The organism is Fibrella arboris (assembly GCF_041321095.1).
Lineage (GTDB): Bacteria > Bacteroidota > Bacteroidia > Cytophagales > Spirosomataceae > Fibrella > Fibrella arboris.
Genome location: NZ_JBGGWE010000004.1, coordinates 70263 through 92859, shown reverse-complemented (window position 1 = coordinate 92859; position 22597 = coordinate 70263). Strand labels below are relative to the sequence as shown.

The 22597-nt window shown below is 51.5% G+C and carries 16 protein-coding genes; 8 read left to right on the top strand and 8 right to left on the bottom strand.

The genetic code is table 11. The features are described from left to right. Window positions 1-10: 10 nt before the first annotated feature. Complete coding sequence (hisS, locus tag ACAW75_RS08005; RefSeq protein WP_370728172.1) at window positions 11-1390, bottom strand: histidine--tRNA ligase; 1380 nt, start codon at window positions 1388-1390, stop codon at window positions 11-13. A gap of 195 nt (window positions 1391-1585) precedes the next feature. Here hisS and ACAW75_RS08000 point away from each other — a divergent pair, with 195 nt between their 5' ends. The 3 genes from ACAW75_RS08000 (at window position 1586) to ACAW75_RS07990 (ending at window position 4605) form a co-directional block, all read left to right on the top strand. Continuing rightward, a complete protein-coding gene (locus ACAW75_RS08000; protein ID WP_370728171.1) occupies window positions 1586-3028 on the top strand; it encodes an MBOAT family O-acyltransferase in 1443 nt (480 codons plus the stop codon). 11 nt (window positions 3029-3039) lie between these two features. Continuing rightward, window positions 3040-4101 (top strand): hypothetical protein, encoded by a 1062-nt coding sequence (locus ACAW75_RS07995; RefSeq protein ID WP_370728170.1) that lies wholly within the window; start codon window positions 3040-3042, stop codon window positions 4099-4101. A 351-nt stretch (window positions 4102-4452) separates the two neighbouring features. Further along, window positions 4453-4605, top strand: a complete 153-nt coding sequence (locus ACAW75_RS07990) for a hypothetical protein (RefSeq protein ID WP_370728169.1) — start codon at window positions 4453-4455, stop codon at window positions 4603-4605. Window positions 4606-4622: 17 nt separating this feature from the next. On the opposite strand, the gene ACAW75_RS07985 is transcribed toward ACAW75_RS07990, so the two are convergent. The 6 genes from ACAW75_RS07985 to pyrG form a co-directional block, all read right to left on the bottom strand. Beyond that, window positions 4623-4928: a hypothetical protein gene (locus tag ACAW75_RS07985; RefSeq protein WP_370728168.1), complete on the bottom strand. Its 306-nt coding sequence runs from the start codon at window positions 4926-4928 to the stop codon at window positions 4623-4625. A 93-nt stretch (window positions 4929-5021) separates the two neighbouring features. Further along, a complete protein-coding gene (locus ACAW75_RS07980) occupies window positions 5022-6023 on the bottom strand; it encodes a glycosyltransferase family 2 protein (protein WP_370728167.1) in 1002 nt (333 codons plus the stop codon). Between the two features lie 70 nt (window positions 6024-6093). Continuing rightward, on the bottom strand, window positions 6094-7386 hold the full coding sequence (gene hemL / locus ACAW75_RS07975; RefSeq protein ID WP_370728166.1) for a glutamate-1-semialdehyde 2,1-aminomutase: 1293 nt from the start codon (window positions 7384-7386) through the stop codon (window positions 6094-6096). Window positions 7387-7451: 65 nt separating this feature from the next. Then, window positions 7452-9194 (bottom strand): ABC transporter substrate-binding protein, encoded by a 1743-nt coding sequence (locus tag ACAW75_RS07970; protein ID WP_370728165.1) that lies wholly within the window; start codon window positions 9192-9194, stop codon window positions 7452-7454. 129 nt (window positions 9195-9323) lie between these two features. Next, complete coding sequence (gene yidC / locus ACAW75_RS07965; protein ID WP_370728164.1) at window positions 9324-11159, bottom strand: membrane protein insertase YidC; 1836 nt, start codon at window positions 11157-11159, stop codon at window positions 9324-9326. Window positions 11160-11290: 131 nt separating this feature from the next. Beyond that, the gene (gene pyrG, locus ACAW75_RS07960; RefSeq protein ID WP_370728163.1) at window positions 11291-12979 is read right to left on the bottom strand and encodes a CTP synthase; all 1689 of its coding nucleotides are present in this window, start codon (window positions 12977-12979) and stop codon (window positions 11291-11293) included. Between the two features lie 423 nt (window positions 12980-13402). Here pyrG and ACAW75_RS07955 point away from each other — a divergent pair, with 423 nt between their 5' ends. From ACAW75_RS07955 to ACAW75_RS07945, 3 genes are all read left to right on the top strand, one after another. Then, window positions 13403-15103 (top strand): helix-hairpin-helix domain-containing protein, encoded by a 1701-nt coding sequence (locus tag ACAW75_RS07955; RefSeq protein ID WP_370728162.1) that lies wholly within the window; start codon window positions 13403-13405, stop codon window positions 15101-15103. Between the two features lie 254 nt (window positions 15104-15357). After that, complete coding sequence (locus ACAW75_RS07950; RefSeq protein ID WP_370728161.1) at window positions 15358-16173, top strand: phytanoyl-CoA dioxygenase family protein; 816 nt, start codon at window positions 15358-15360, stop codon at window positions 16171-16173. A 105-nt stretch (window positions 16174-16278) separates the two neighbouring features. Then, window positions 16279-17058 (top strand): SDR family NAD(P)-dependent oxidoreductase, encoded by a 780-nt coding sequence (locus ACAW75_RS07945; RefSeq protein WP_370728160.1) that lies wholly within the window; start codon window positions 16279-16281, stop codon window positions 17056-17058. Here ACAW75_RS07945 and ACAW75_RS07940 read toward each other — a convergent pair. Continuing rightward, window positions 17043-17546: an Lrp/AsnC ligand binding domain-containing protein gene (locus ACAW75_RS07940; protein WP_370728159.1), complete on the bottom strand. Its 504-nt coding sequence runs from the start codon at window positions 17544-17546 to the stop codon at window positions 17043-17045. The genes ACAW75_RS07945 and ACAW75_RS07940 overlap by 16 nt on opposite strands. Window positions 17547-18027: 481 nt before the next feature. Here ACAW75_RS07940 and ACAW75_RS07935 point away from each other — a divergent pair, with 481 nt between their 5' ends. Further along, complete coding sequence (locus ACAW75_RS07935; protein ID WP_370728158.1) at window positions 18028-19257, top strand: DUF819 family protein; 1230 nt, start codon at window positions 18028-18030, stop codon at window positions 19255-19257. A gap of 95 nt (window positions 19258-19352) precedes the next feature. Further along, window positions 19353-22484, top strand: a complete 3132-nt coding sequence (locus ACAW75_RS07930) for a protein O-mannosyl-transferase family (RefSeq protein ID WP_370728157.1) — start codon at window positions 19353-19355, stop codon at window positions 22482-22484. Window positions 22485-22597 lie beyond the last annotated feature (113 nt).

Genomic DNA, 22597 nt, shown 5'->3' with positions numbered 1-22597 from the left:
CCTAGTTAGGTCAACCACCCTTGCTAATGACCGTGCTGAGTTGTTCAACTATTGCCGTAGCAGTGAGCTTTTGCTGTTCACCGGTGAGCATGTTCTTGACGGTCAGCAGGCCGGTTTGTACTTCGTCAGAGCCAATCAGCACTACGTATGGGATTTGCTTCTGGTTCGCGTAATCGAGCTGCTTCTTTACTTTCGAGAGATCGGGGTAGAGCTCGGCAGGTACGTTGGCGGCCCGCAACTGACTCAGCAACGGTAACGCCACCGACCGGGCTTCGGTGTCGAAGCAAGCCAGCAACACACGCGTTCCCTGCGCGGCCGAAGCTGGGAACAGGGCCAGTTCATCCATGACATCGTAAATACGGTCGACACCAAAGGAAATCCCTACGCCGGATAAGCCTGGCATGCCAAACGTACCGGTAAGGTTATCGTAGCGCCCGCCACCACTCACGCTGCCAATAGACACCCCGTTGGCTTTCACCTCGAAAATAGCACCGGTGTAGTAGGAGAGACCCCTTGCCAGCGTTACGTCAATCTCGACTCGTGCGTCGGTAAGGCCCAGGCCGCTGGCGTAGCGGAGCGTTTCTTCCAGTTCAGCAACACCCTGTTGCGCTAACGTTGACCCGGCCAGCCAGGTACGTAGTTGGGCCAGCACGTCTTCTGGCGTTCCGTTGATGGTAAAGAGTGGAGCAAGGGCCTGAATAGTGTCGGGGGCGAATCCCCGTTCGCTCAATTCATCGATTACTTTTTCCCGGCCAATCTTATCGAGTTTATCAATGGCCACGGCCAGTGTGCTTTCTTCACCCGGCCGGCCAATGGCTTCAGCGATACCAGCCAGAATTTTCCGATTATTGATCTTCAGCGTAAAATCAGCAATGCCAAGGTTCCGAAAAACTTCATGCACCATCATGACTATTTCGGCTTCGCAAAGCAGCGAATCGGTGCCTACCACGTCGGCATCGCACTGATAAAATTCCCGGTACCGGCCTTTTTGGGGGCGGTCGGCTCGCCACACGGGTTGCATCTGATACCGTTTGAACGGCATAGGCAACGCATGGCGATTCATGACAACGTACCGGGCAAAAGGCACCGTCAGGTCATACCTGAGGCCTTTTTCGGCAAGACGTGGGGTTAACTTTTTACTGCCTTCGGCCAGATCGCCGGCTGAAATAGTGGCGGCAAAATCGCCTGAGTTCAAAATTTTGAAGAGAAGCTGGTCGCCTTCATCTCCGTACTTACCGGTCAGGGTCGACAAAGTTTCGAGGCTGGGTGTTTCGAGGGGCTGAAAACCAAAGCGGCGGAATGTTTGCCGGATGGTATCGAAAATAAACAGCCGTTTGCTCATTTGATCCGGCCCAAAATCGCGCGTCCCTTTTACAAGTGATGGTTTCATGCCACAAAGGTACGGCTGTGTTCGGAATGGCGTTATCGGTTTTAGGGCGGCCATCCGAACACGCGCTATTTTCAGAACCATTCTATTCCACGTAGCTTTGCGGCTTCAAGTAAATTTTCGTCAGCTCGCCAGACCGATCGTCCAGTACGGATAATCGTGGGCAACTGATTGGGAACGCTAGGTCCAACCACCGTAATGCTATTCAATTCGCTTCATTTTTTACTCTTCTTCATCTTTACCACGCTGGCTTATTTTAGTCTGCCTCAGCGTGGTCGATGGGCATTGTTGCTGATCGCCAGTTGTTATTTCTACATGGCGTTTATTCCGGTATACCTGCTGATACTGGGTCTGGTTATCCTGATTGATTACGTCGCGGGTATTTACATCGAGCAATCAGCAGGTACCAAAAGACGTCTCCTGCTGATCGTCAGCCTGATTGCCAACATAGGGCTGCTTGCCTTCTTTAAATATTACGATTTCTTCCATGAGCAGATAACCAGCGTGCTGGCTACCGTGGGGGTATCGCATTCTGTGCCAACGCTGGGTGCCCTGGTGCCCGGTATCGTGTTGCCCATTGGCCTGTCTTTTCATACGTTTCAATCGATCAGTTACACCATTGAGGTGTATCGGGGAAACCAGAAAGCAGAGCGCAACATCGGCGTTTACGCGTTATATGTGCTGTTTTATCCGCAACTGGTTGCCGGTCCAATCGAGCGCCCGCAGAATATTCTTCCTCAGTTTCACGCCTTTCAGCCATTCGACTGGGCCCGTGTCAGGTACGGTCTGCTGCTGATGGCGGGCGGTTTTGTGAAAAAAGTAGTCATTGCCGACCGTATGGCGCTGGTAGTTGATCCTGCTTTCAGTGATGTGAACCTTTCGAACGGATCGACGCTGTTACTCGCCGCTGTCTTCTATTCCATTCAGATCTACTGCGACTTTTCGGGGTATACCGACATTGCCATCGGGGCGGGGCAGGTGCTGGGTATCAAGATGATGAAGAATTTTGACACGCCGTATCTAGCCTCCTCGATCAGTGATTTCTGGCGACGCTGGCATATCTCACTCTCCAGCTGGTTTCGAGATTACGTGTATATCCCATTGGGTGGAAATCGGATATCTACCGCCCGAACGTACCTGAACACACTTACCGTTTTTGGATTGAGCGGACTCTGGCATGGTGCCGACTGGAAGTTTATTATCTGGGGGCTCTTACACGGCTGCTACCTGATCATCGGTCAGGTGTGGACTGGTCGCCGGCAAGCCGGGAAGGTGGAGACTGTTCGCCGTAAATCGCAGGTGAACGGACTGGCTGTTGAGCGTCTCAACCAATTATTCACCTTCGTATTGGTCACCCTGACCTGGGTGTTCTTTCGGGCTGCCAGCACCAGCGACGCCATCACTGTACTTGGCAAAATAGCAACGGTTGACTTGTCGGCGCCCATTCAAACCACCGTGAGCAAAGCAGAACTATGCTTTTGCGCACTACTTATTGCGGCCCTCCTGGCCGAACCCCGCTGGATTTCCTTCACCAAACGGGTGAATAACCTACAGTTCTGGGCGACTTTCCTGGCGCTGATCCTGTGCTGTTACTTCCTGGGTGTGTTCACGGCCAATCAATTCATCTATTTTCAGTTCTAATGCGTAAGCATATGATGACCAAGTTGCTGCGTCTCGCGTTTTTAGGCTTATCAGGTGCTCTTTTTGTTGTGGCTCTGTCACCACCCATGCAGCGCTGGCTTGATAAGCACGGGTTTATTCCTAATCAGTATACCTACGGAGATCTTTACAACCTGTCTAATTTACCTGAATTCAAGGAGACAGAGATTGCCGCCAACGGCGATCTGACAGAGGCCGACAAACCCGCCAAACGCCTCCCTGATGTGGATGTGTATACGCTGGGCGATAGCTTTACGAATATCGATACCAGCTACTATGCCGGTAACCATAATTACCACCGCTGGGTGGGTAACAAAATTCCGCTTGAAGTAACACTGGACACCACGAAGAAAAACATTTTGGTGGTGCAGGTTATCGAGCGGGTACTTCAGGAGCGTTTATTTTCGCCTGAGCTCGAAGATATGTTCATTACAGGCGGGTTTGTGCCCCACAAGCTTTCCGGTACACCTGCGCAGGCGGCGAAAGCTCCGGCGCAGACACCGCCAGCTACCTCCTGGCTGTTGACGCGGTTTGGCGAAGAAATAAATCAGCGTATTGAGTTTCTGCTGTTCAACAGACCGCTATTCGTCAGGTTTAAAGAGGCCAAGGCAGAGTTCTTGTTCAGGCTATTTAACCGCACAACAGGCACAAGAGCGTCACGCGACAAAAAGCATTTGTTTTATCAGGTTGAGGTTGATTCAACGTCTAATTACAGTTCGTTTCGAGCAATCACCAATCAGCGGATCGATTCGCTCGTCAACAACTTTAATACACTAAGAAGGCATTATTTGGGCATGGGTTTCAAGGAAGTGTATGTTTGTCTGGTGCCTAACAAAGTGACTATTCTGGACCCTACCTACGCAACATACAACCACCAGATAGAGCGCGTTGAGGCCAATCCACGGTTAGAAGCTCCGCTTATTTCAACGATCGATACGCTCCGGCAGCACCCTGACTGGTATCACTTGGGAGACGGGCACTGGAACAGGCAGGGCAAAAAATTCTGGCTCAGACGGGTCAATGAGGTAGCGGCTTCCTGGTCGTCCGCCCGCTGATTCAGCCGCCACTTTTTTTAACGATCCTGCCAGTCACTACCTACCGGTGGTCGTAAAAGCCAGCAAGGCCGCCCTGCTGAATGAGGGCGATTCCATCACACATGGTAAAGACCCTAACGTCGGCGGGTTATCAACTGAGCTGAAACGGGACACAACAGTAAAAAAATAGGCTGACCAACGCTCCGGCTGAGGTAGATTGCCGGTACGGCAATGGTGCTGCAAACTGAACTGCTGAAGAAAGCGTAGTGCTCAGATTCAGCGGCAAAGTTCAGTATACATACCGATTTTTTGCCTGAAAATGCCTACTTTTGCGTTCCAAAAATTTGAACCGTCAATTAACGATATACTACAATGGGAGTTACCAAATTACTTCGCAAAGGCCGCAAGAACCGCGCTATTGCCAATAACGCCGTTAAAGCCATCAAGCAGTTAACGTTGAAGCCAACCATCAAGAATGTTGATGTTGAGGCTATCAAAGCGTCTTTCGCCGAGAAAAAAGCTTAATTGAAGCTTGAAACTTTTCAGGAAGCTCCGTCCCGTTTTGGTGACGGAGCTTTTCGTTTTTTATTGAATTCCTTTTGCCGACGCTTAATCTCCTGCCGGATAATCTGCCGGGTGTCGATCATGACCCGAAAACGGATGGCAGATCCAAAAACTACCAGTCCCCCATTGATCAGAATCAGACTATAAGTGCCCTTCAGAAACCAGCGCATGAAGGGAGCGCCAGTTTGCATATCGTAACCAGCCCCCGAAAAGACGCATAGGCCAAAACCGACCAATAACAGCCCGGCAGGAGCCATGATGAGCCACTTTGTACGGGCACTCATGCGTTTAACTAATCGCTGTCCGGGTGGCTTTGCTGGATTCGCCATGTACTACGAAGGGATACAGTAAGAGATAGACCTGCAAAATACAGCCTTTCATTTACTAGTAGACTTTTGTACGGGCATAGCCTCACTTTTTTGGCCAAATAAATGAAGCCACTCGCCTAAAAAGCCAAGGCCGTAGGCCGAAAGTTGTGTAAAGGCTGCCTGTAAGCTCAGCCAGCCTACGCGCAGGCTGCCTTCCCTACGCGTTGCATCGATCAGCACAAGTAGGGCAAAAAACAGGTAAACAACCAGGCCGGCAAGGGCCAACCCAGCCGATAACAGGGCCAGCAGTGGTAGGCTCAACCAGCCTAGTGTGAACACCACCGGAAACGTGTGCACGAGTTTGATCGGAATGTTGTAGGTACGTTGCAATTGCACGCGGGTACGACCAAAGCTGATGATCTGCCGGAAAAAAGCACCTAACGTACCGCGCCGTTTATGATACACGACGGCATCGGGAATGAGCCCAACGCGGTAGCCAAGGCGTATGAGCCGGGTACTGAATTCCATGTCCTCGCCCATATCGCGTTTGGCAAAGCCGCCAGTTTCGATGAAAACCCGGCGCGAGAGGCCCATATTAAAAGACCGTGGTAAAAACGAACCGCCCGCGTTCTGTTTTTTTCCACGGATGCCACCCGTCGTAAACACGGAGGTCATGGCGTAGCTGATCGCCTTTTGCGTATCCGAAAAATCAGGGCTGGCCCCGTCGGGTCCGCCGTAGGCATCAAGCTGGGTGTGGGCCAGATAGGTCTTAACAATCTCCAGGTACGTTGCCGGTACTACCGCGTCGGAATCAAACACAACGAAATAGTCGCCATTGGCCCGTTCAAAACCGTAATTCCGCGAAAAGCCCTGACCGGTATTCGGCTTGTCGAAATAGCGTACCTGCAATCGGTCTAGGTACGTCGTTACCACCTGTTCCGCTTTCTGAGTCGACCCATCCTCAATGACCAGTACTTCAAAATCCGTCATAGTTTGCCGGGTAAGGCTGTCGAGCAGGTCGGCCAGTTCGTCCGGGCGGTTATAAACGGGAATAATGACGGAAAAACGCATTCTCGCTAAACAATTATCAGTGCACAATCATCAACGTACCTGGCTTGTCAGTACCTCCCGGTTGCTGGGTTCATTGATCATTGTTCATCGTACTGGCAAGGCTGTCTTCATTAGCCTGGATTACCTGGTCAATTAGTTCGTCTGTCAGCGCAGTAGACACAAACAGGCTTTCGTACTGCGCAGGAGCGAGGTAGACGCCCCGTTGGAGCATGGCGTGGAAATACCGTCCGAACAGCGGAATGTCAGATGTTTTAGCCGACTCCAGATCGGTTACTGGCTTGCTGGTCATAAAGAGCGTGAACATCGAGCCAATCTGATTCACCGTAAAATTCAGCCCCAGTTTAGCGGCGCTGTTGCGGAAACCGTCACCCAGCCGCTGCCCAACGTCATCCAGACGAGTGTAGACTTCCGGATGGTCATTCAGGTGGTGTAGCATGGCCAAACCTGCCGACATGGCGATTGGGTTGCCCGATAACGTCCCTGCCTGATACACCGGCCCTGCGGGCGATACCATGTTCATGATGTCGGCTCGTCCGCCATAAGCACCAACCGGCATCCCGCCACCAATTATTTTACCCAGGGTGGTCAGGTCAGGTATAATACCGAACCGTTCCTGCGCACCTCCTTTAGCCAGCCGGAATCCGGTCATGACTTCATCGAAGATCAGCACGATGCCGTGTTTCGTACATAGATCACGGATGCCCTGCAAGAAGCCTGGTTGGGGGAGCACACACCCCATATTGCCGACAACAGGCTCAAGGATCAACGCCGCCACCTGATTGGGGTTCGCGGCGATCAGTTGCTCTACCGCAGCGAGATTGTTGAAAGGAGCGGTTAACGTGTCGTGTGCGGTTGCTTTCGTAACACCGGGACTATCGGGCGTACCCATGGTCATGGCTCCGCTACCCGCTGCAATCAGAAAGGAGTCGCCGTGGCCGTGATAGCAACCCTCAAACTTGATCAGTTTGTCGCGTCCTGTAAACCCGCGAGCCACCCGAATAGCGGCCATCGTGGCTTCAGTTCCTGAATTGACCATTCGCACCTTTTCGACAGAAGGGACCATGCTGATAATCAGCTCGGCCATTTCTACCTCTTTGCGGGTAGGCGCGCCAAACGAGAAGGAGTGCTGGATAGCGTCGCGGACGGCCTTCTCAACGGGTTCAAACGCGTGGCCCAGAATCATGGGACCCCACGAATTGATCAGCTCGATATAGCGTCGGTCGTCTTCGTCGGTGATATAGGCCCCGCTGGCCGATTTGATGAATAAGGGATGGCCACCTACGGCCCGAAAGGCCCGAACGGGTGAATTGACACCGCCGGGAATCAGCAGTTTTGCTTTCTCAAAAAGTTGTTCGCTCTTCATACTTGAAACAATGACTGACAGCCGCCGCGTGCCGATGCTTTGTTCGGAAAGCAGCCCCGACCAGTCTAATTTACTTTTACAAACCGGCTACCATCAAATTTGATGATGGGGACAAGCTGGTTGTCATTCGATCGCGTGTAATCAAAGCCCGACAGCACGTACTCATCACTCTCTTCGGTTCGTAGCAACGGCTTGACCTTCATATTTCCCCTGGCCAACTGTCGGCCAAAAAAGAGGAGCATGTCATAGCCCTGTGCTGCAAAAGTTGATGGAATGATATTACGCTTCGCCAGATACATTTCCTGAAACCCTTCGGTAGCGCTCCGCTCCCGATCTATAAATTCAGGGGCAATCAGGTATAACTCACGTCGGGTAAACGTTGAGAGTGAATTCCGGAAATAATCAAAAGCGGGGTACGTAGCCACAAGCGGAGCCGATATGTTCTTTCGACTCAGGGCCTCGAGCAAAGCCGGGCCGTCGTCGTTGTTACTGCTTGCCAAAAACACATGACCGGGCTTCTGTTCCTCGGTCACCTTCATAGAAGCGGCCATCGCAGTTGCTTTTCCTGTCAGTCGTTTGAATTCAATCACCTGAAAGCCCTGCACCTTAAGCGCCGCCTGATAGGCCGAGGCAAGCAGGGAGTCTTTTCGGGAAGCGCCGAAATAAACAATGGCTTTGCGATTCGTCAGCAAATCCTTAACGAAACTGGCTGTCTGAATGGCCTGTTGCGTGGTCGACGGTTGAGCCAGATAAGCGTTCGGCTGGTTAGATATCAGTTCACGCGTGGTGGCAATGGGGTTTACCAGCGGAATATCATTCTGCAACGCAAAGGCAGCAACCAGCCGGTTGGGTTCGGTGTAGAGTGGCCCAATGAGCAAATCATTTTGAGCAAATGAGGCATTGTTCAGCACGTCAAGCGTTTGGTCTGCATCATTATCAATATCATACGCAAACAGGTTAACCGTGATCCCTTCCGTCATGAGCTTGGCTTTGGCCAGTTTCATGCCTTCGTACAGATCATACACATATTGGTTGGATCGATTTCGTTCACTAACGCTGAACCGATTGATGCGGAACGGAAAAAGTACACCAACGTTGATATAGCCCTTTGTTTTAACCCGATCCGTGCGAACAACGGGGGCTGGCTGGCTAGCAGGTACGTTCGGCTCCGCCGCCCGGCTAACGGGCGGTTGGCTAACCGGCACTGGTTCGGGCGAGATGCCAAAGCGGTTCGATAGCCGGTCTGACAGTTCCAGGTCATCTTTGTCGGATGAGGTGCGCTGAATGAGATCGACTAGTGTACGGGCCAGCGTTTTGTTTTGTGGATACTGCTTTTGGAGTGCTTTAAGCCGGTTCAAGTCCCCGATTCGGGGCAGAAACGTCTGCTCCATCTTATCAACGTCGGTCCGCAAATCAGGTTCCGTAATAAGCTGCGTATAGGATAGCCCTTCGTCATACAGGCTTTGTTCATAAGCAGCGGCGGCAGCCAGGTAATAGCCTTCTTCTTTTTTTAGCCAGCCGGGAAAACGGTCAATCAGTTCTTTTAATGTGGTGCGGGCGGCGGCATACCGCTTTTGACGATACGACGCATCTGCATGATAGTAGTACGCAAAAGGGGCATAGCTACCACCTTGTTGCATAACGGGCTGTAGTTCTGTACGGGCCTTATCATAGTCGCCCACTTGAAGCAGCCGTACACCTGCCTTATACCGCCGCTCTATGTCTTTCACCTTTTGGGCGATCCCGGTTGTGTTTGACAGTGAATAAGCCAAGCCTAGCAGTACCAATCCTATCTGTTTCCTGGTCATAACTTTTGTTGGAACGCGAAAAGAGCAACGCCTTCGCTGCGTTGCTCTTTCAAGGGTGTCAGTTCGGGCTATTTCTGTTGTGATGCGGTTATGACGGAACAAACCAGGCAAGGCAACAGACCTATAACCTTATTTTTTAGCCCGCTTTTTGGCTTCTTCAGCTTGTTTACGTGCATCGTCGGCAGCGGATAACTGCTTTTGAAGCATTTCCTGGAATCGCGATTTTTTGCCACCCCCCGCCGCAATCTTCTTGCGATTTTCGTCGAGCACAGCTTTCAGTTTTGTTTCGTCAACAAAGTTTCTGATTAGCAACTGTTGAGCTATCGTCACTACGTTCGACACAAAGTAATACCAGGTCAGCCCCGCCGGGAAGGAGTTCAGAACGAACATGAACATGACCGGAAAAATATAGCTCAATGCCTTCATATTTACCGGGCCAGGCTGCTGGGGCGTGGTCTGGTTATTATAGTAGGCGTAGGCGATACTTGAGATGGTCATCATCACCGTGAACAAACTCAGGTGGTTGCCAACAAAGGGAATGTTAACGCCGAATTTGATAAATGAATCATAGGTCGACATGTCTGATGCCCACAGGAATGTCTTTTGCCGAAGTTCAATCAGGTTCGGGAAAAGCTGGAAAAGAGCAAACAGAATGGGCATGGTAGCCAGCACCGGAATGCAGCCGCTGAGGGGCGACACGCCCACTTCCTGATACAGTTTCATCTGTTCTTGCTGCTGCTTGGTCATGTCGTCACCAACGCGCTCTTTAATCACAGCCAGTTCGGGAGCCAGCACCCGCATCTTAGCCATGCTGACATACGATTTGTACGTGAGCGGAGTTAACAACAATTTCACAAACACAACCAGACAGATAATCAACAGGCCATAGTTGCTAATGAATTTCTCAAAGAAATTGAAGACCGGTACAAAAAAGTACTTGTTGATCGGCTTCAGGATCGAATAGCCCAGGTACACGTTCTGGTCGAAATCCGGTGCGATTCCTTCCTTGATGATCTGAAAATCATTGGGGCCATAGTAATACCGGAACAGTCCTTTTCCGGCTTTAACATCTGCCACCGGAAAACTCACATCGGCTACCGCTGTTTTAACCGTACTGCTATCGGCCAGATCAACTACGGTTTGAAATTTGGCCTTGGTCAGTTGCGTGCTCTGGGCAATAAAGGCCGATAAGAAATACTTGTGCTTGATCGCGAACCACTTCACCGGGTCTTCTACCACAGCTTCATTGCTACTTTCGTTTTCGGCCAGGTGATCAAAGTTATCTTTAGTGGTCAGGTAGTTGATGGTGGCAGCACGCCGGTTGTTGCTCAGGTCATTCTCGAACTGCGGCATCCGGTCTTCCCACAAAAGGCGCACCTCGCCGTTTCCTAGCACATTATCCAGATTACTGGCCCTCAGCGAATATTCGATCGTATAGCCAGTGGCAGGGACAGTGTAGGCTTGCTCCACTGATTGCCCATTACCTATGTCGGCCCGGAACGTAATGACCTGCGACTGACCGGCTACCGTTCCGCCCTGGGCATCGGTTTGGTAAAACAGTTCGTGCAGGTCAACCTTACCCGATTTGGTCGGTAGCTCCAATGTGGTGCGGCTTGTTTTGGCATCGACCAGAAAGAGCGGTTTACCGTCAAACGTCTTATACTTTTTAAGGAGTACTTCCTTTACGCGGCCGCCCTGCGTGCTGAACGTTACTTTAACGTCTGAATTTTCAACAACAATGTCGCGAGCCTGCCCAATAGCGGCCGATGCAAAATCGCCAAACTGGGTACGTGCCGTGGCCGAATCGAGTGGAGCGGTGGCAGCGGCAGAACTGCCTGGGACTGGTTTAGTCGTTTTAGTGATTTGGGCCGGTTTTTTCTCCGGCGCCGGTTTCGGTACCAGATACTGGTAGCCGACAAACATGGCCAGAATAAGTAACAGGCCAACTAGTTGATTGCGATCCATTTTTTATGTTTACAGTCTTCTGTTTACTGTTTAACAGGTACGTTGCAACACTTGAGGTGTAAGCCATCAGAACCATTGAACAGCAAACAGCAAACTATATTTCCGGGTGCAAAATTACGCCAATACGCCGGTTAACCAACAAGGGATTCGCTGGAGACGGGGGTCGTATATGCCTGCCGGTGGTCAGCAAACGCCATGGCCGCTTTCACGAATTGGACAAATAAGGGCTGTGGCGCCATAACCGTGCTTTTTAGCTCGGGGTGGAATTGTACCCCCACAAACCAGGGGTGCTTGGGCAGCTCAACTATTTCGACAAGTCCGGTTTCTGGATTGGTCCCTACGGCCCGCATGCCTCCTTTTTCGAATTGGTCGGTATAGGCACTATTAAATTCGTACCGATGCCGATGCCGCTCGCTGATGGTCGTTTTGCCGTATGCCTGATAGGAGAGAGAATCCTTCTTGATCTTGCAGGAGTAAGCGCCTAACCGCATCGTTCCGCCCATATTGACCACTTTTTTCTGGTCTTCCATCATGTTAATGACCGGGTGGGGGGTATCGGGGTTCATCTCGAATGAATGCGCATCGGCCAGCCCCAGCACATTCCGGGCGTATTCAATCACGGCACACTGCATACCGAGGCAGATCCCGAAGAAAGGCACGCCGTTTTCGCGGGCATACTTGATGGCGTTGATCTTGCCTTCGATGCCGCGCTCGCCGAAGCCGGGTGCAACCAGGATACCATCCAGTTCACGCAGCCGATCGTCTACAATTGATTCATCGGCTAGATTCTCCGACTGAATCCAGTCGATGTGCACCTTACATTCATTCTTCGAACCGGCATGAATAAACGCTTCTGCAATCGACTTGTAGGCATCGTGCAGCTCAACATACTTACCCACCAGGCCGATACGTACCTCATTCGTTGGGTTTTTCAACCCATTCAAAAAACCTTTCCAGGCTTCCAGATCGGCATCCTGATCATTGTAAAGGTCAAGCATGTACAGGGCCCGCTGATCGAGCTTTTCTTTTTTCATCAGCAGGGGTACGTCGTAGATCGTTTCGGCATCCATCGCCTCGATTACCGAGTTAACCTGCACGTTACAGAACAGCGCGATCTTCTTCCGAATGTCCATTGGCAACGGATGTTCGGTGCGGCAAACCAGAATATCGGCCTGAACGCCCGATTCCTGAAGCATTTTCACTGAGTGCTGCGTAGGCTTCGTTTTCAGTTCGCCCGCTGACTGAAGGTAGGGGACCAGCGTCAGGTGGATGATCAGCGTATCATGTTCATCCAGCTCAAACTTGAACTGACGGACCGCTTCGATGAAGGGTAGCGATTCGATATCGCCCACACAGCCACCGATCTCGGTGATCACGATGTCGTATTCTCCCGAATCGCCCAGGAGGCGCAGGTTACGCTTGATCTCGTCCGTGATGTGTGGTACTACCTGAACGGTTTTGCCCAGGAAGTCGCCTTTGCGTTCGCGCGTGATGACGTTGTTATAAATCCGTCCGGTCGTGATGTTATTAGCCTGCGAGGTTGGCGTATTCAAAAAGCGCTCATAGTGACCAAGATCAAGGTCTGTCTCGGCCCCATCGTCGGTAACATAGCATTCGCCATGTTCGTAGGGGTTCAACGTACCTGGATCAATGTTGAGGTATGGATCGAACTTTTGAATGGTGACTGACAAGCCGCGCGATTGCAGCAGCTTGGCCAGCGACGAGGCAATGATGCCTTTACCCAGTGATGATGTTACCCCGCCGGTAACAAATATGTATTTCGCGGAAGTGCGCGAGGAGTTGGTGCCCGTAGCCGCCATGAGGATATTCAGGTTGAAGCGTTACGGGGTATAAAGATACTACTAAGCAGGGAGGAAAAAGGAAAGCGCCACCGGAAATTATTCGATGTACTATGTGATAAGGACCATGGTACAAGTCGCTTTATATAGTCAATTGGCTGATAGTGACAGTTGCGGGGCACTTTAACTACTGCTGAGAAAAAATTTAACAACAGCCCATCTTTCTGCTTGTTCAGGCCAGGGAGGGAATAGATGTAACAAGCAGCCCAAGGCAACAACTGATCGGTTCTAGACATTTATATCATAAGAAATAGCAATATAAACTAGGTGCTGTTTATCAGATAGAACCTGGTTATGTAGCTGAAAAAGCGGCGGACTTGGGCCTGGTCTGAGTGACCTCTTTCCTGCGAATACTGTATTTTGCGTGTCTATTTTTCACAACGCATGACAAACGCTGATATAATCGATAGCCTCGAACTGACCGCCCGACTGATGGAGCTCCATAATGGTGATCCCTTTCGGACAAGAGCCTTCTCGGGTGCGGCTTTTTCGCTCGAAAAAGTGACAGAAGACCTGACTGAGCAATCAGTGGCAGATTTGATTAAACTTCCCGGCATTGGCAAAACAGTTGCGACCAAGATTCGTGAGTTTGTCGATACAGGACACTTGACTGAACTCGACGAACTACTGGCTCAAACGCCTCCCGGTGTACTCGATATGTTCAGAATCAAGGGCCTGGGTGTGAAGAAAGTAAAAACGCTCTGGCATGAACTGGGTATCGAAACGCTGCGCGACCTGCGCCAGGCCAGCGAAACGGGGCGGGTGGCAGCCATCAAAGGGTTTGGTGAAAAAATCCAGCAGAACATCCTCGACAACCTCGATTTTCTGGAAAGTCAGTCGGGCAAAGTGCGCATGGATAAAGCAGATCGGTTGGCCGTTCAACTACGCGACGAGTTAGCCGCGTTGGGTAGGGTAGAGGTGAGCGGTCAGGTACGTCGCCGGTCGATCGAAGTCGATTCGGTGGAATTGCTGGTCGAGTCAGCTGATCCGCTGGCCGTTCAGACGTACCTGAATGCCCAGCCGGGCCTGACACAGGACGTACCGGCTTCATCACCATTCAACTGGCGGGGGCGAGCCGAAGGAACCGATGTACAGGTAACGGTGATAACGTACCCAGCCGACCAGTTCGACCAGCAACTATTCATCCGCTCTGCCACAGAAAAGCACCTGGCCGAAACGGGACCAACCGGAAAAACACTCCTGCAAAGCGCAATGAGTGCCTCGGCCGGGTCAACGGAGGAAACCATCTACGCACAGGCTGGATTGCCCTATGTGGTGGCTGAAATGCGCGAGAACGACCAGGCCTTTGCCTGGTCGCAACGGCATAGTCCGGACGAACTGATCACCTGGGAAGACTTGCGGGGTACATTGCACAACCATAGCACCTGGTCTGACGGGAAGCACACGCTACGGCAGATGGCCGACTATGCCCGTGACCTAGGGTTACAGTATTTCGGTATTGCCGACCATTCGCAAACGGCCAGTTATGCCGGTGGCCTTACGCCCGAACGGGTGGCGCAGCAGCAACGAGAAATCGATGCGATCAACGCTGAGTATACAGCAGCTGGTACCGATTTTCGCATCCTGAAAGGTATCGAATCGGACATCCTGGGCGATGGTTCACTGGATTATACGGATGAGGTGCTGGCTTCTTTCGATTACGTGGTAGCGTCGGTGCACCAGACGCTCAACATGACTAAAGAGAAGGCTACTGCCCGCTTGCTACGCGCCATCGACAATCCGTATACCAGCATTCTCGGTCACCCTACCGGGCGGCTCTTGTTAGCCCGCGAAGGATACCCGCTCGATTTCAAAACGATCATCGATGCCTGTGCTGCCAACCGGGTGGTCATTGAAATTAACGCAAGCCCCTATCGGCTGGATATAGACTGGCGCTGGATCGACTATGCCATGAGCCGGAATGTGATGCTTAGCATTAATCCTGATGCCCACGAAATGCGTGGGCTACTCGATATGCATTACGGTATATACGCGGCTCGAAAAGGGGGGCTAACCCGCTCAATGACCTTCAATTCGCTACCCGTAGAGGCCGTCATAAACTACTTAAAACGGAAAATTGAGTAGGGAAGAAAACTAGAAAAAGTACTATTATTGCCGACCGTTTTTTGGATTTAATCGGATTTAAAGCGGTAGCTAGGAATTTCTGTATAAACTTTGTAGCCAGAATGACACTGTAGCTGGTCTGAAGCGCATTTTATCCTTGAATCCGAACATTCATCCATAAAGTGTTTGGTTGAACCGCCTACCATTCGTTAATTTAGACCCCAAAATTTAACACGTAGCTTCCTTGATCGTACACAGTAGCAACTGTCGCCAATATGAGAAAACTGCAATGCCCCAAGTTTGAGCTGGGCGAAACCCTCACCGCTGAACAGAAGAATTTTTTTGATAAGAACGGAATCATCATTTTTCCGAACTTCCTGAACCGCGATACTGTAACGCTTTTTTTAAGTGAATTAGCCCGAATTGAGCAGGAATGGCTCGCCGACGGGCGTGATAAAGTCAACGGTGTTCCCCTTAAGTTTGGCCGTGACGAAGCAGGCAATAAAGTCATTCAGCGGTCGTGCTTTTTGTCGCATGCCAGCCAGGTGCTCCACGAATTCCTTCAGGATCCACGGCTCCAAACGGTAGTTGACCTGCTTCAGCCTTATGAAGGCCGGATGGGCGAAAATGAAAAAGACGGCCTGGTCCTGAATAACTACGTTCGGACACCGAGCAGCCAGTATTCGCAGATGGGCTGGCATACAGATAGCCCCCGCGATATTTTCCTGGGTCAGCGTATCATGCCGATGTTGAACGTAGGTATCCACCTCGACGATTGCCCGATGGAGAATGGCGGTCTCCGGGTATTGCCCGGCACCCACAAGCAGAGCACATTCCGAATGCTGTTTGGCAAAAAATATTTCGTGGATAATAACCCCGATCCGCGTGAAGTTGGTCTGGACATTCAGGCGGGTGATCTAACCGTTCATGACGGTCGTATCTGGCACCGGGTTCAGCAGTCGCCGCTGATGGGCGAAGCTAGCCGCCGTCGGGTGATGTACGTGCCTGTTGTAACGGGTAAATACAAGCCGAAGAATGAATTCAGCAAAACGCCATTCTATCACCGTTTCATTCAGAAGGTGAATATCTAATAAGTTTACAGTTGTCTGTTTACAGTTTTCAGTTCACAGTCGTCAGGTTCATGTTGCTTCGGTAACTTTCAAACTGACAACTGTAAACTGGAAACTTCTTTTTTTATGTCCTACGCACTCATCACCGGAGCCAGCCGGGGTATTGGTCTGGCCATCGCTGCCGAACTGGCTCGCCGAAACTATAATCTGCTACTGGTAGCACGCTCAGGCGATCAACTGCAACAGCTTGCCCGGCAACTGGCAGCCGATTATCGGGTAAGCGTCGACTCACTGGCTGTGGATCTCTCGGATCCGGCCGCACCCCAACAGGTAGTGGACTGGTGTATGACTAACAAATACGCTGTATCAGTACTGGTCAATAACGCTGGCTACGGTCTTAGTGGTCAGTTTGAGCAGTATGCGGTGAGCGACAATCTGGCCATGATGCAGGTGAACATGACCGCGTTGGTAGAGTTGACCCAGCGGCTTCTGCCCGAGCTTCGTCGTCAGCCGCGTGGGTACGTGCTGAACATTGCCAGCTCAACGGCCTACCAGGCGCTGCCGGGCATGAGCCTGTACGCCGCTACGAAAGTGTTTGTGCTGAATTTCAGTCGGGGCCTCCACCACGAGCTAGCTGGCACATCGGTTAGCGTCACGTGCATTAGCCCCGGGGCCACTGACACGGGTTTCAATGATCGGGCGCAGATTAATCAGAAGGCACGCGAGGCGGCTAAAAAGATAACGATGACACCAGAGGCCGTAGCCAAACAGGCAGTCGTAGCTATGCTGGCCGGCAAAGCAGAAGTCATTACCGGGGGGATCAATAAACTGGGCGCTTTCGCCGCCTGGTTATTGCCTAAAGGGATCGTTGAAAAGACAGCGTACAAGATTTACAAAGAATCCTGATTAGCCAGACTGGTTTCCGTGAAGGGTACAGGCCGGTTAACGCTCTCTTCGAGTGAGATAAACGTCTCCGTTCGCTGAATACCGCCCACTTTCTGAATCTTGTCGTGTAAAACCTGGCGCAGGTGGAGTGTATCGCGACAAACGATCTTGGCGAAGATGCTGTAAATCCCCGTGGTGTAGTGAATGTTCACCACCTCGGGGATTTTCATTAACTGTTCAGCCACTTCCCCATATAGCGAACTCTTATCGAGGTAGATACCCAGGAAGGCACTGATGTCCCAGCCAAGTTTAGTGTGATCGATGATCAACTGCGAACCACGGACAATGCCCATGTCTTCCATCTTTTTCATGCGGACATGCACCGTACCGCCCGATACGAAGATGCGCTTCCCGATTTCGGTGTAGGCCATCGTTGCATCCTGCATCAATAAATTTAGAATTTTGAGATCGACGTTATCAATTTCTAAATTTTTGGCCGCTTTTTCCATAGTCATTTTGATGAATTGCTAACAAAAATAGCTTGTTTTTATATAAACCGTAAATTTTAGCTTATTTTTATAAAATACTTGCAATGAATTTACCCCGGCCACTATCTTTGCATTGTCAAGTTGATCAGGGGGATTAGACGCCCCGATTCCATTAACAAGACAAGGTTTTCATTGTAGGGTGTCGAAATTGGCAGACGTGCCCTCCTGTCTCGGGGGTGGTGATAAGGGATAAACGCAGCATAATGCCGCTTTGCGGAATTCGTTTCTTCGGAGCGACTGGGGTTGACCACCAGATGTTGTACTGTAGCTAACCGCACCGTGGGTGGTTCGAGTCCCCCTCCTACAGCTTTTTGGTTTTTAGTTTGTTGATGAAGTGTAATTACGACACGCCGGCTCAAGTTGAGGCCGGCGTTGTTTATTTTTAGCCGGTCGAATGCTGGCTGCTCCAGCCCATTCAGACCTATTCACTTCTCTTCGCTGAATGACTCCTCCGATTCTTCTTGGCGTTTTATTGCTGATCATCGCGGTTGTGCTTACCACCGCCAGCAGTACCAAACTGGTCTGGCAACGCTTCTACGGCGTTGTTCCCGCCACGCTACTTTGTTATTTCATTCCATCACTGCTAAACACAACTGGTTTGGCAACACCCGAGGCGGTCGATGCACTCTACACAGTAGTAACCCGTTTGCTACTTCCCTGTAGCCTGGTGCTGTTTACTGTGGGTGTCGATATACGCGCTTTTCAACGATTAGGCAGTAAAGCGGTGCTCATGTTCGGCGCATCGGCTGTAAGTATTATGCTGGGTGGTCCGCTGGCTGTATGGGCACTGGCGTATCTGTCTCCAGCTCTTGTGGGTGGAACTGGCCCGGATGCTGTCTGGCGGGGGCTGGCTACGCTGGCCGGTACCTGGATTGGTGGCGGGGCCAACCAGACAGCGCTCAAAGAAGTATTTCAACCCAGCGATGCGTTATTTTCCGCCATTGTCACCGTCGATGTTTTTGTGTCGAATATTTGGCTGGGTACGTTGCTATACGGCGCTGCCCGGGCTCCACGTATCGACCGCTGGCTTCGGGCCGATGTGTCGGCGGTCGACGAAGTGCGCCAGAAGGTACAGCAACAGGCTGCTGTCAGTGAGCGAACCCCAACCAGTACAGAGTTGGTGCAGGTGTTGGCCGTAGGGTTTGGCTGTACGGCAGTGGCAACGGCCATTGCCGATCCGTTGGCCGCTTATATCCATACGCACTCGCCCGTGCTGAACCGATTTAGCCTGGGTACGTCCTTCTTCTGGTTGGTGGGGCTTGCTACGGCATTAGGCGTAGCGGCTTCCTTCACCCGCCTGCGCCACCTGGAGGGCGCAGGCGCTTCAAAGCTGGCGACGGTGCTACTCTATATCATGATTGCCACCATTGGCTTGAAGATGAACGTACTCGCCATCGCTGATCAGCCGGGATTGATCATTGTCGGGCTTGTCTGGATGGCCTTTCACGTGCTGTTGATGATTGGGTTCAGCCGGCTGATCCGGTCTCCCTATTTTCTGCTGGCTGTGGGGAGCCAGGCCTGTATAGGGGGGCCGGCCACAGCCCCCATTGTAGCAGCGGCCTTTCATCCGGCACTTGCTCCGGTAGGCGTGTTGATGGCTATTGTAGGGTATGCTGTAGGTACGTATATGGGCTATGTCTGCGGCGTACTGATGCAACTGGCCAGCCCCTAAAACCAGCCCGCTGGTTGTTTAGGAATAATTAACACCCCTGTTGGCCCTTATTTCCCTATTTTTGGGCAATCGTTTCGTTCAATCCCTACACAAACATGCTTTCCTACAAACGCCTGAATAACCTCACTGGCTGGGTCATTTTCGCGGTGGCATTGATTACTTATGCTTTAACCGTTGAACGTACTGCCAGCTTCTGGGACTGTGGCGAGTTCATTGCCTGTGCCTATAAACTTCAGGTACCTCACCCACCAGGTGCTCCTTTCTTTCTTCTCCTGGGCCGTTTATTTTCCTTCCTGGCAGGAGGCGATGTAACAAAAGTGGCGTACTGGATCAACATGGTGTCGGTGCTATCCAGCGCGGCAACGATCCTGTTCCTGTTCTGGACCATTACCATGCTGGTGCAGAAAACACTAACGACGGACGAAGAAAACTACACGAACGCCGATACGTTTCTGGTGATTGGATCGGGGGCCGTTGGCGCCTTGGTTTATACCTTCTCCGATACGTTCTGGTTCTCTGCCGTTGAGGCTGAGGTATATGGTCTGTCATCGTTTTTTACGGCCGTCGTCGTTTGGGCCGCCCTGCGCTGGGAACGGATTAAGGATGAAGCCACGGCCAACCGCTGGGTCTTGTTGATTGCTTACCTGACGGGCTTGTCAATCGGTGTCCACTTGCTGAACCTTGTTACGCTGCCTGCACTGGCCCTTCTATTCTATTACAAGCACTATAATCGCTTGTCGCCCCGGGATATGCTGGCTACCCTGTTGCTGGGGATCATGCTGATGTTGGGGCTGGTGTTGCTCGAAAACGTGATCTGGCGGAGTCTATACATGGCGGTGCTGGTGGGGGCGTTCATCATGGTCTTGCGCACGCTGCCTGCCAACAAATACACCCAGCCAACTACCTGGGGCGTGGTGTTCGCCTTCTGCATCGGTATGGCGTTCCTGGGGGTGATCAACGCGGGTGTAATTCCTGGTCTGCCCAGTTCGGCCTTTGCGGTTGAACGGTTTGCGGTAAATACACTGGGTTTGCCTTTCAACGTGGGGGTCGTCACCTTCGTGATCGTGTTTTTCAGTGCCCTGATCTACCTCATCATCTGGTCGGCACGCAAGCGTAATGTAGCCCTGCATACAGGCCTGTTAGCGTTCGCCTTCGTGTTGATCGGCTATGCTTCTTTTATTCAGGTGCTGGTGCGGTCGAACTACAACACGCCGATCAACGAGAACGACCCGAGCGATGCGCTGAACTTCATCTCATACCTGAAACGGGAGCAATATGGCAGCCGCTCACTGACATACGGGCCGATTTTTACGGCTGAACCAACTGGCCAGGAAAGTGACAAGAGTAAGCTGGAGCCAGTATACATGAAGAATAAAACGGGTTACGAGATCTTCGATTATAAGCCGGTTTACACCTACGAAAAAGGGGATCAGATGTTGTTTCCACGGGTGTGGAGTAATCAGCAGAACCATCCGCAGCTGTATCGCCGGTGGTTAAATCTGGCCGAAGGGCAAAAACCTACGTTTGGCGACAATATCAATTTCTTTATCACCTATCAACTTGGCCACATGTGGGCCCGGTACCTGATGTGGAACTTTGCCGGTCGGGAGAGCGACATCGAAGGGGCGGGTTATCTGACGCCTTTCTCGAGTAATAAAGGCCTGCCCGAGGTGCTTCAAGACAATAAAGGCCGCGACAATTTCTATATGTTGCCGTTGGTGCTGGCCCTGCTGGGCATCGTTTATCAGGCGTTCCGCCGGCGTGGTGATTTCCTGGTGGTCATGTTATTGTTCCTCTTCACAGGCATCGCGCTACAGGTATTCCTGAACTCACCACCCTCTGAACCCCGCGAACGCGACTACATCTATGTGGGGTCGTTTTATTTCTTTGCCATTTGGGTAGGGTTGGGCGTTACGTCGATTGCCGAAGGATTGAACACCTTCATCAAGAGTGCAACGTTGCGCAATGCGTTGGTACCCGCTATTTTTCTGCTGGTGCCTGTAATGATGGGGGCGAAAAGCTGGGATAACCACGATCGGTCGAATCGATACCATTCAGTTGATTTTGCGAAGAATCTGCTGAACTCCTGCGCCCCCAACGCAATCCTGTTTACAGGCGGTGATAACGATACATTCCCGCTTTGGTACGCCCAGGAGGTGGAAGGCATACGGCGCGATGTGCGCGTGTGCAACCTCAGCCTGTTGGGTACCGAATGGTATATTCAACAGATGAAGCGGGATACCTACGAGTCGAAGGCCCTGCCTATCTCGCTGGACATGGAACAGTTCAACAAGGGGAAAAACGACATTGTCCTCTACTACGCCAACCCATCGGTGAAAAGTGGCATTGACCTGCGGCAGTACATCAGCCTGATCAAGCAGAATAGCCCGGCCATACAGGTGCCGCTGACTACAGGCGAAATGGCCAATACGTTGCCTTCTTCGACGCTCTTCCTGCCGATTGATAAAGCCGCAGTTGATAAAGCCGGTTTTGTGCCTGCGGAGTTGCGGCCTTTCCTGAAAGATACCCTTCAGTGGACGATCGGAGAGCGTAACCTGTATAAGCCCGACCTGATCATTCTCGATATGATTGCGGCCAATAACTGGCAACGGCCTATCTACTTCTCAGCGACCCTCGGGGGCGAAAGCTACCTGAACCTTCGGGACCATATGCAACTCGAAGGCTATGCTTACCGGCTTATGCCTGTAGCTATTCCGGGGGTGCAGGATGGGTACGTTAACAGCGATGTTATGTACAAAAACATGATGAACCGCATGGCGTGGCGCGAAATGAACAACCCGAACACTTATTACGATGAGACGTTCAAAGGGTCGCCGGTTGTATCAGCCCGAATCGCCTTCTTCCGGTTGGCGGATCAACTGCTGCGCGAAGGCAAAAAAGAGCAGGCTAAACAGGTGCTGGAGCGCAGCCTGAGCGTATTGCCCGATAAGAGCATCCCCTATGACCAGGTGTCGGCCAGTTATGTTCGTCTGTTGCTGGAGATCGGAGATACCAAACAGGCCACTGATATAGCCGATACCATGAGCCGGCGTGCTGATCAGAACCTGACGTATTACGAAAAGACAGGTCGGACGGTAGGCGAAACCAACGCTGATCTGTATGGGTTGCAGATGCTGGCCGAAGCCTACAAAGAAGCGAAGCAACCGCAGTTGTCGAAAAAATACGAAGACCTGCTACAGAAGCATTTTGCTATCATTGGTAATTAACCTGGAACGGCCCCTGCGCAGGGGCCGTTTTATTTTTATCTTTGCATGCACCAAGTTGCGCTAACGCACGTTGCCTAACATTACGTTTGACAGTCATGACACACGACACGCTT

Coding starts and splice junctions, on each gene's coding strand:
- hisS (WP_370728172.1), bottom strand. CDS start 1,390: ATGAAACCATCACTTGTAAAAGGGACGCGCGATTTTGGGCCGGATCAA.
- ACAW75_RS08000 (WP_370728171.1), top strand. CDS start 1,586: ATGCTATTCAATTCGCTTCATTTTTTACTCTTCTTCATCTTTACCACG.
- ACAW75_RS07995 (WP_370728170.1), top strand. CDS start 3,040: ATGATGACCAAGTTGCTGCGTCTCGCGTTTTTAGGCTTATCAGGTGCT.
- ACAW75_RS07990 (WP_370728169.1), top strand. CDS start 4,453: ATGGGAGTTACCAAATTACTTCGCAAAGGCCGCAAGAACCGCGCTATT.
- ACAW75_RS07985 (WP_370728168.1), bottom strand. CDS start 4,928: ATGAGTGCCCGTACAAAGTGGCTCATCATGGCTCCTGCCGGGCTGTTA.
- ACAW75_RS07980 (WP_370728167.1), bottom strand. CDS start 6,023: ATGCGTTTTTCCGTCATTATTCCCGTTTATAACCGCCCGGACGAACTG.
- hemL (WP_370728166.1), bottom strand. CDS start 7,386: ATGAAGAGCGAACAACTTTTTGAGAAAGCAAAACTGCTGATTCCCGGC.
- ACAW75_RS07970 (WP_370728165.1), bottom strand. CDS start 9,194: ATGACCAGGAAACAGATAGGATTGGTACTGCTAGGCTTGGCTTATTCA.
- yidC (WP_370728164.1), bottom strand. CDS start 11,159: ATGGATCGCAATCAACTAGTTGGCCTGTTACTTATTCTGGCCATGTTT.
- pyrG (WP_370728163.1), bottom strand. CDS start 12,979: ATGGCGGCTACGGGCACCAACTCCTCGCGCACTTCCGCGAAATACATA.
- ACAW75_RS07955 (WP_370728162.1), top strand. CDS start 13,403: ATGACAAACGCTGATATAATCGATAGCCTCGAACTGACCGCCCGACTG.
- ACAW75_RS07950 (WP_370728161.1), top strand. CDS start 15,358: ATGAGAAAACTGCAATGCCCCAAGTTTGAGCTGGGCGAAACCCTCACC.
- ACAW75_RS07945 (WP_370728160.1), top strand. CDS start 16,279: ATGTCCTACGCACTCATCACCGGAGCCAGCCGGGGTATTGGTCTGGCC.
- ACAW75_RS07940 (WP_370728159.1), bottom strand. CDS start 17,546: ATGGAAAAAGCGGCCAAAAATTTAGAAATTGATAACGTCGATCTCAAA.
- ACAW75_RS07935 (WP_370728158.1), top strand. CDS start 18,028: ATGACTCCTCCGATTCTTCTTGGCGTTTTATTGCTGATCATCGCGGTT.
- ACAW75_RS07930 (WP_370728157.1), top strand. CDS start 19,353: ATGCTTTCCTACAAACGCCTGAATAACCTCACTGGCTGGGTCATTTTC.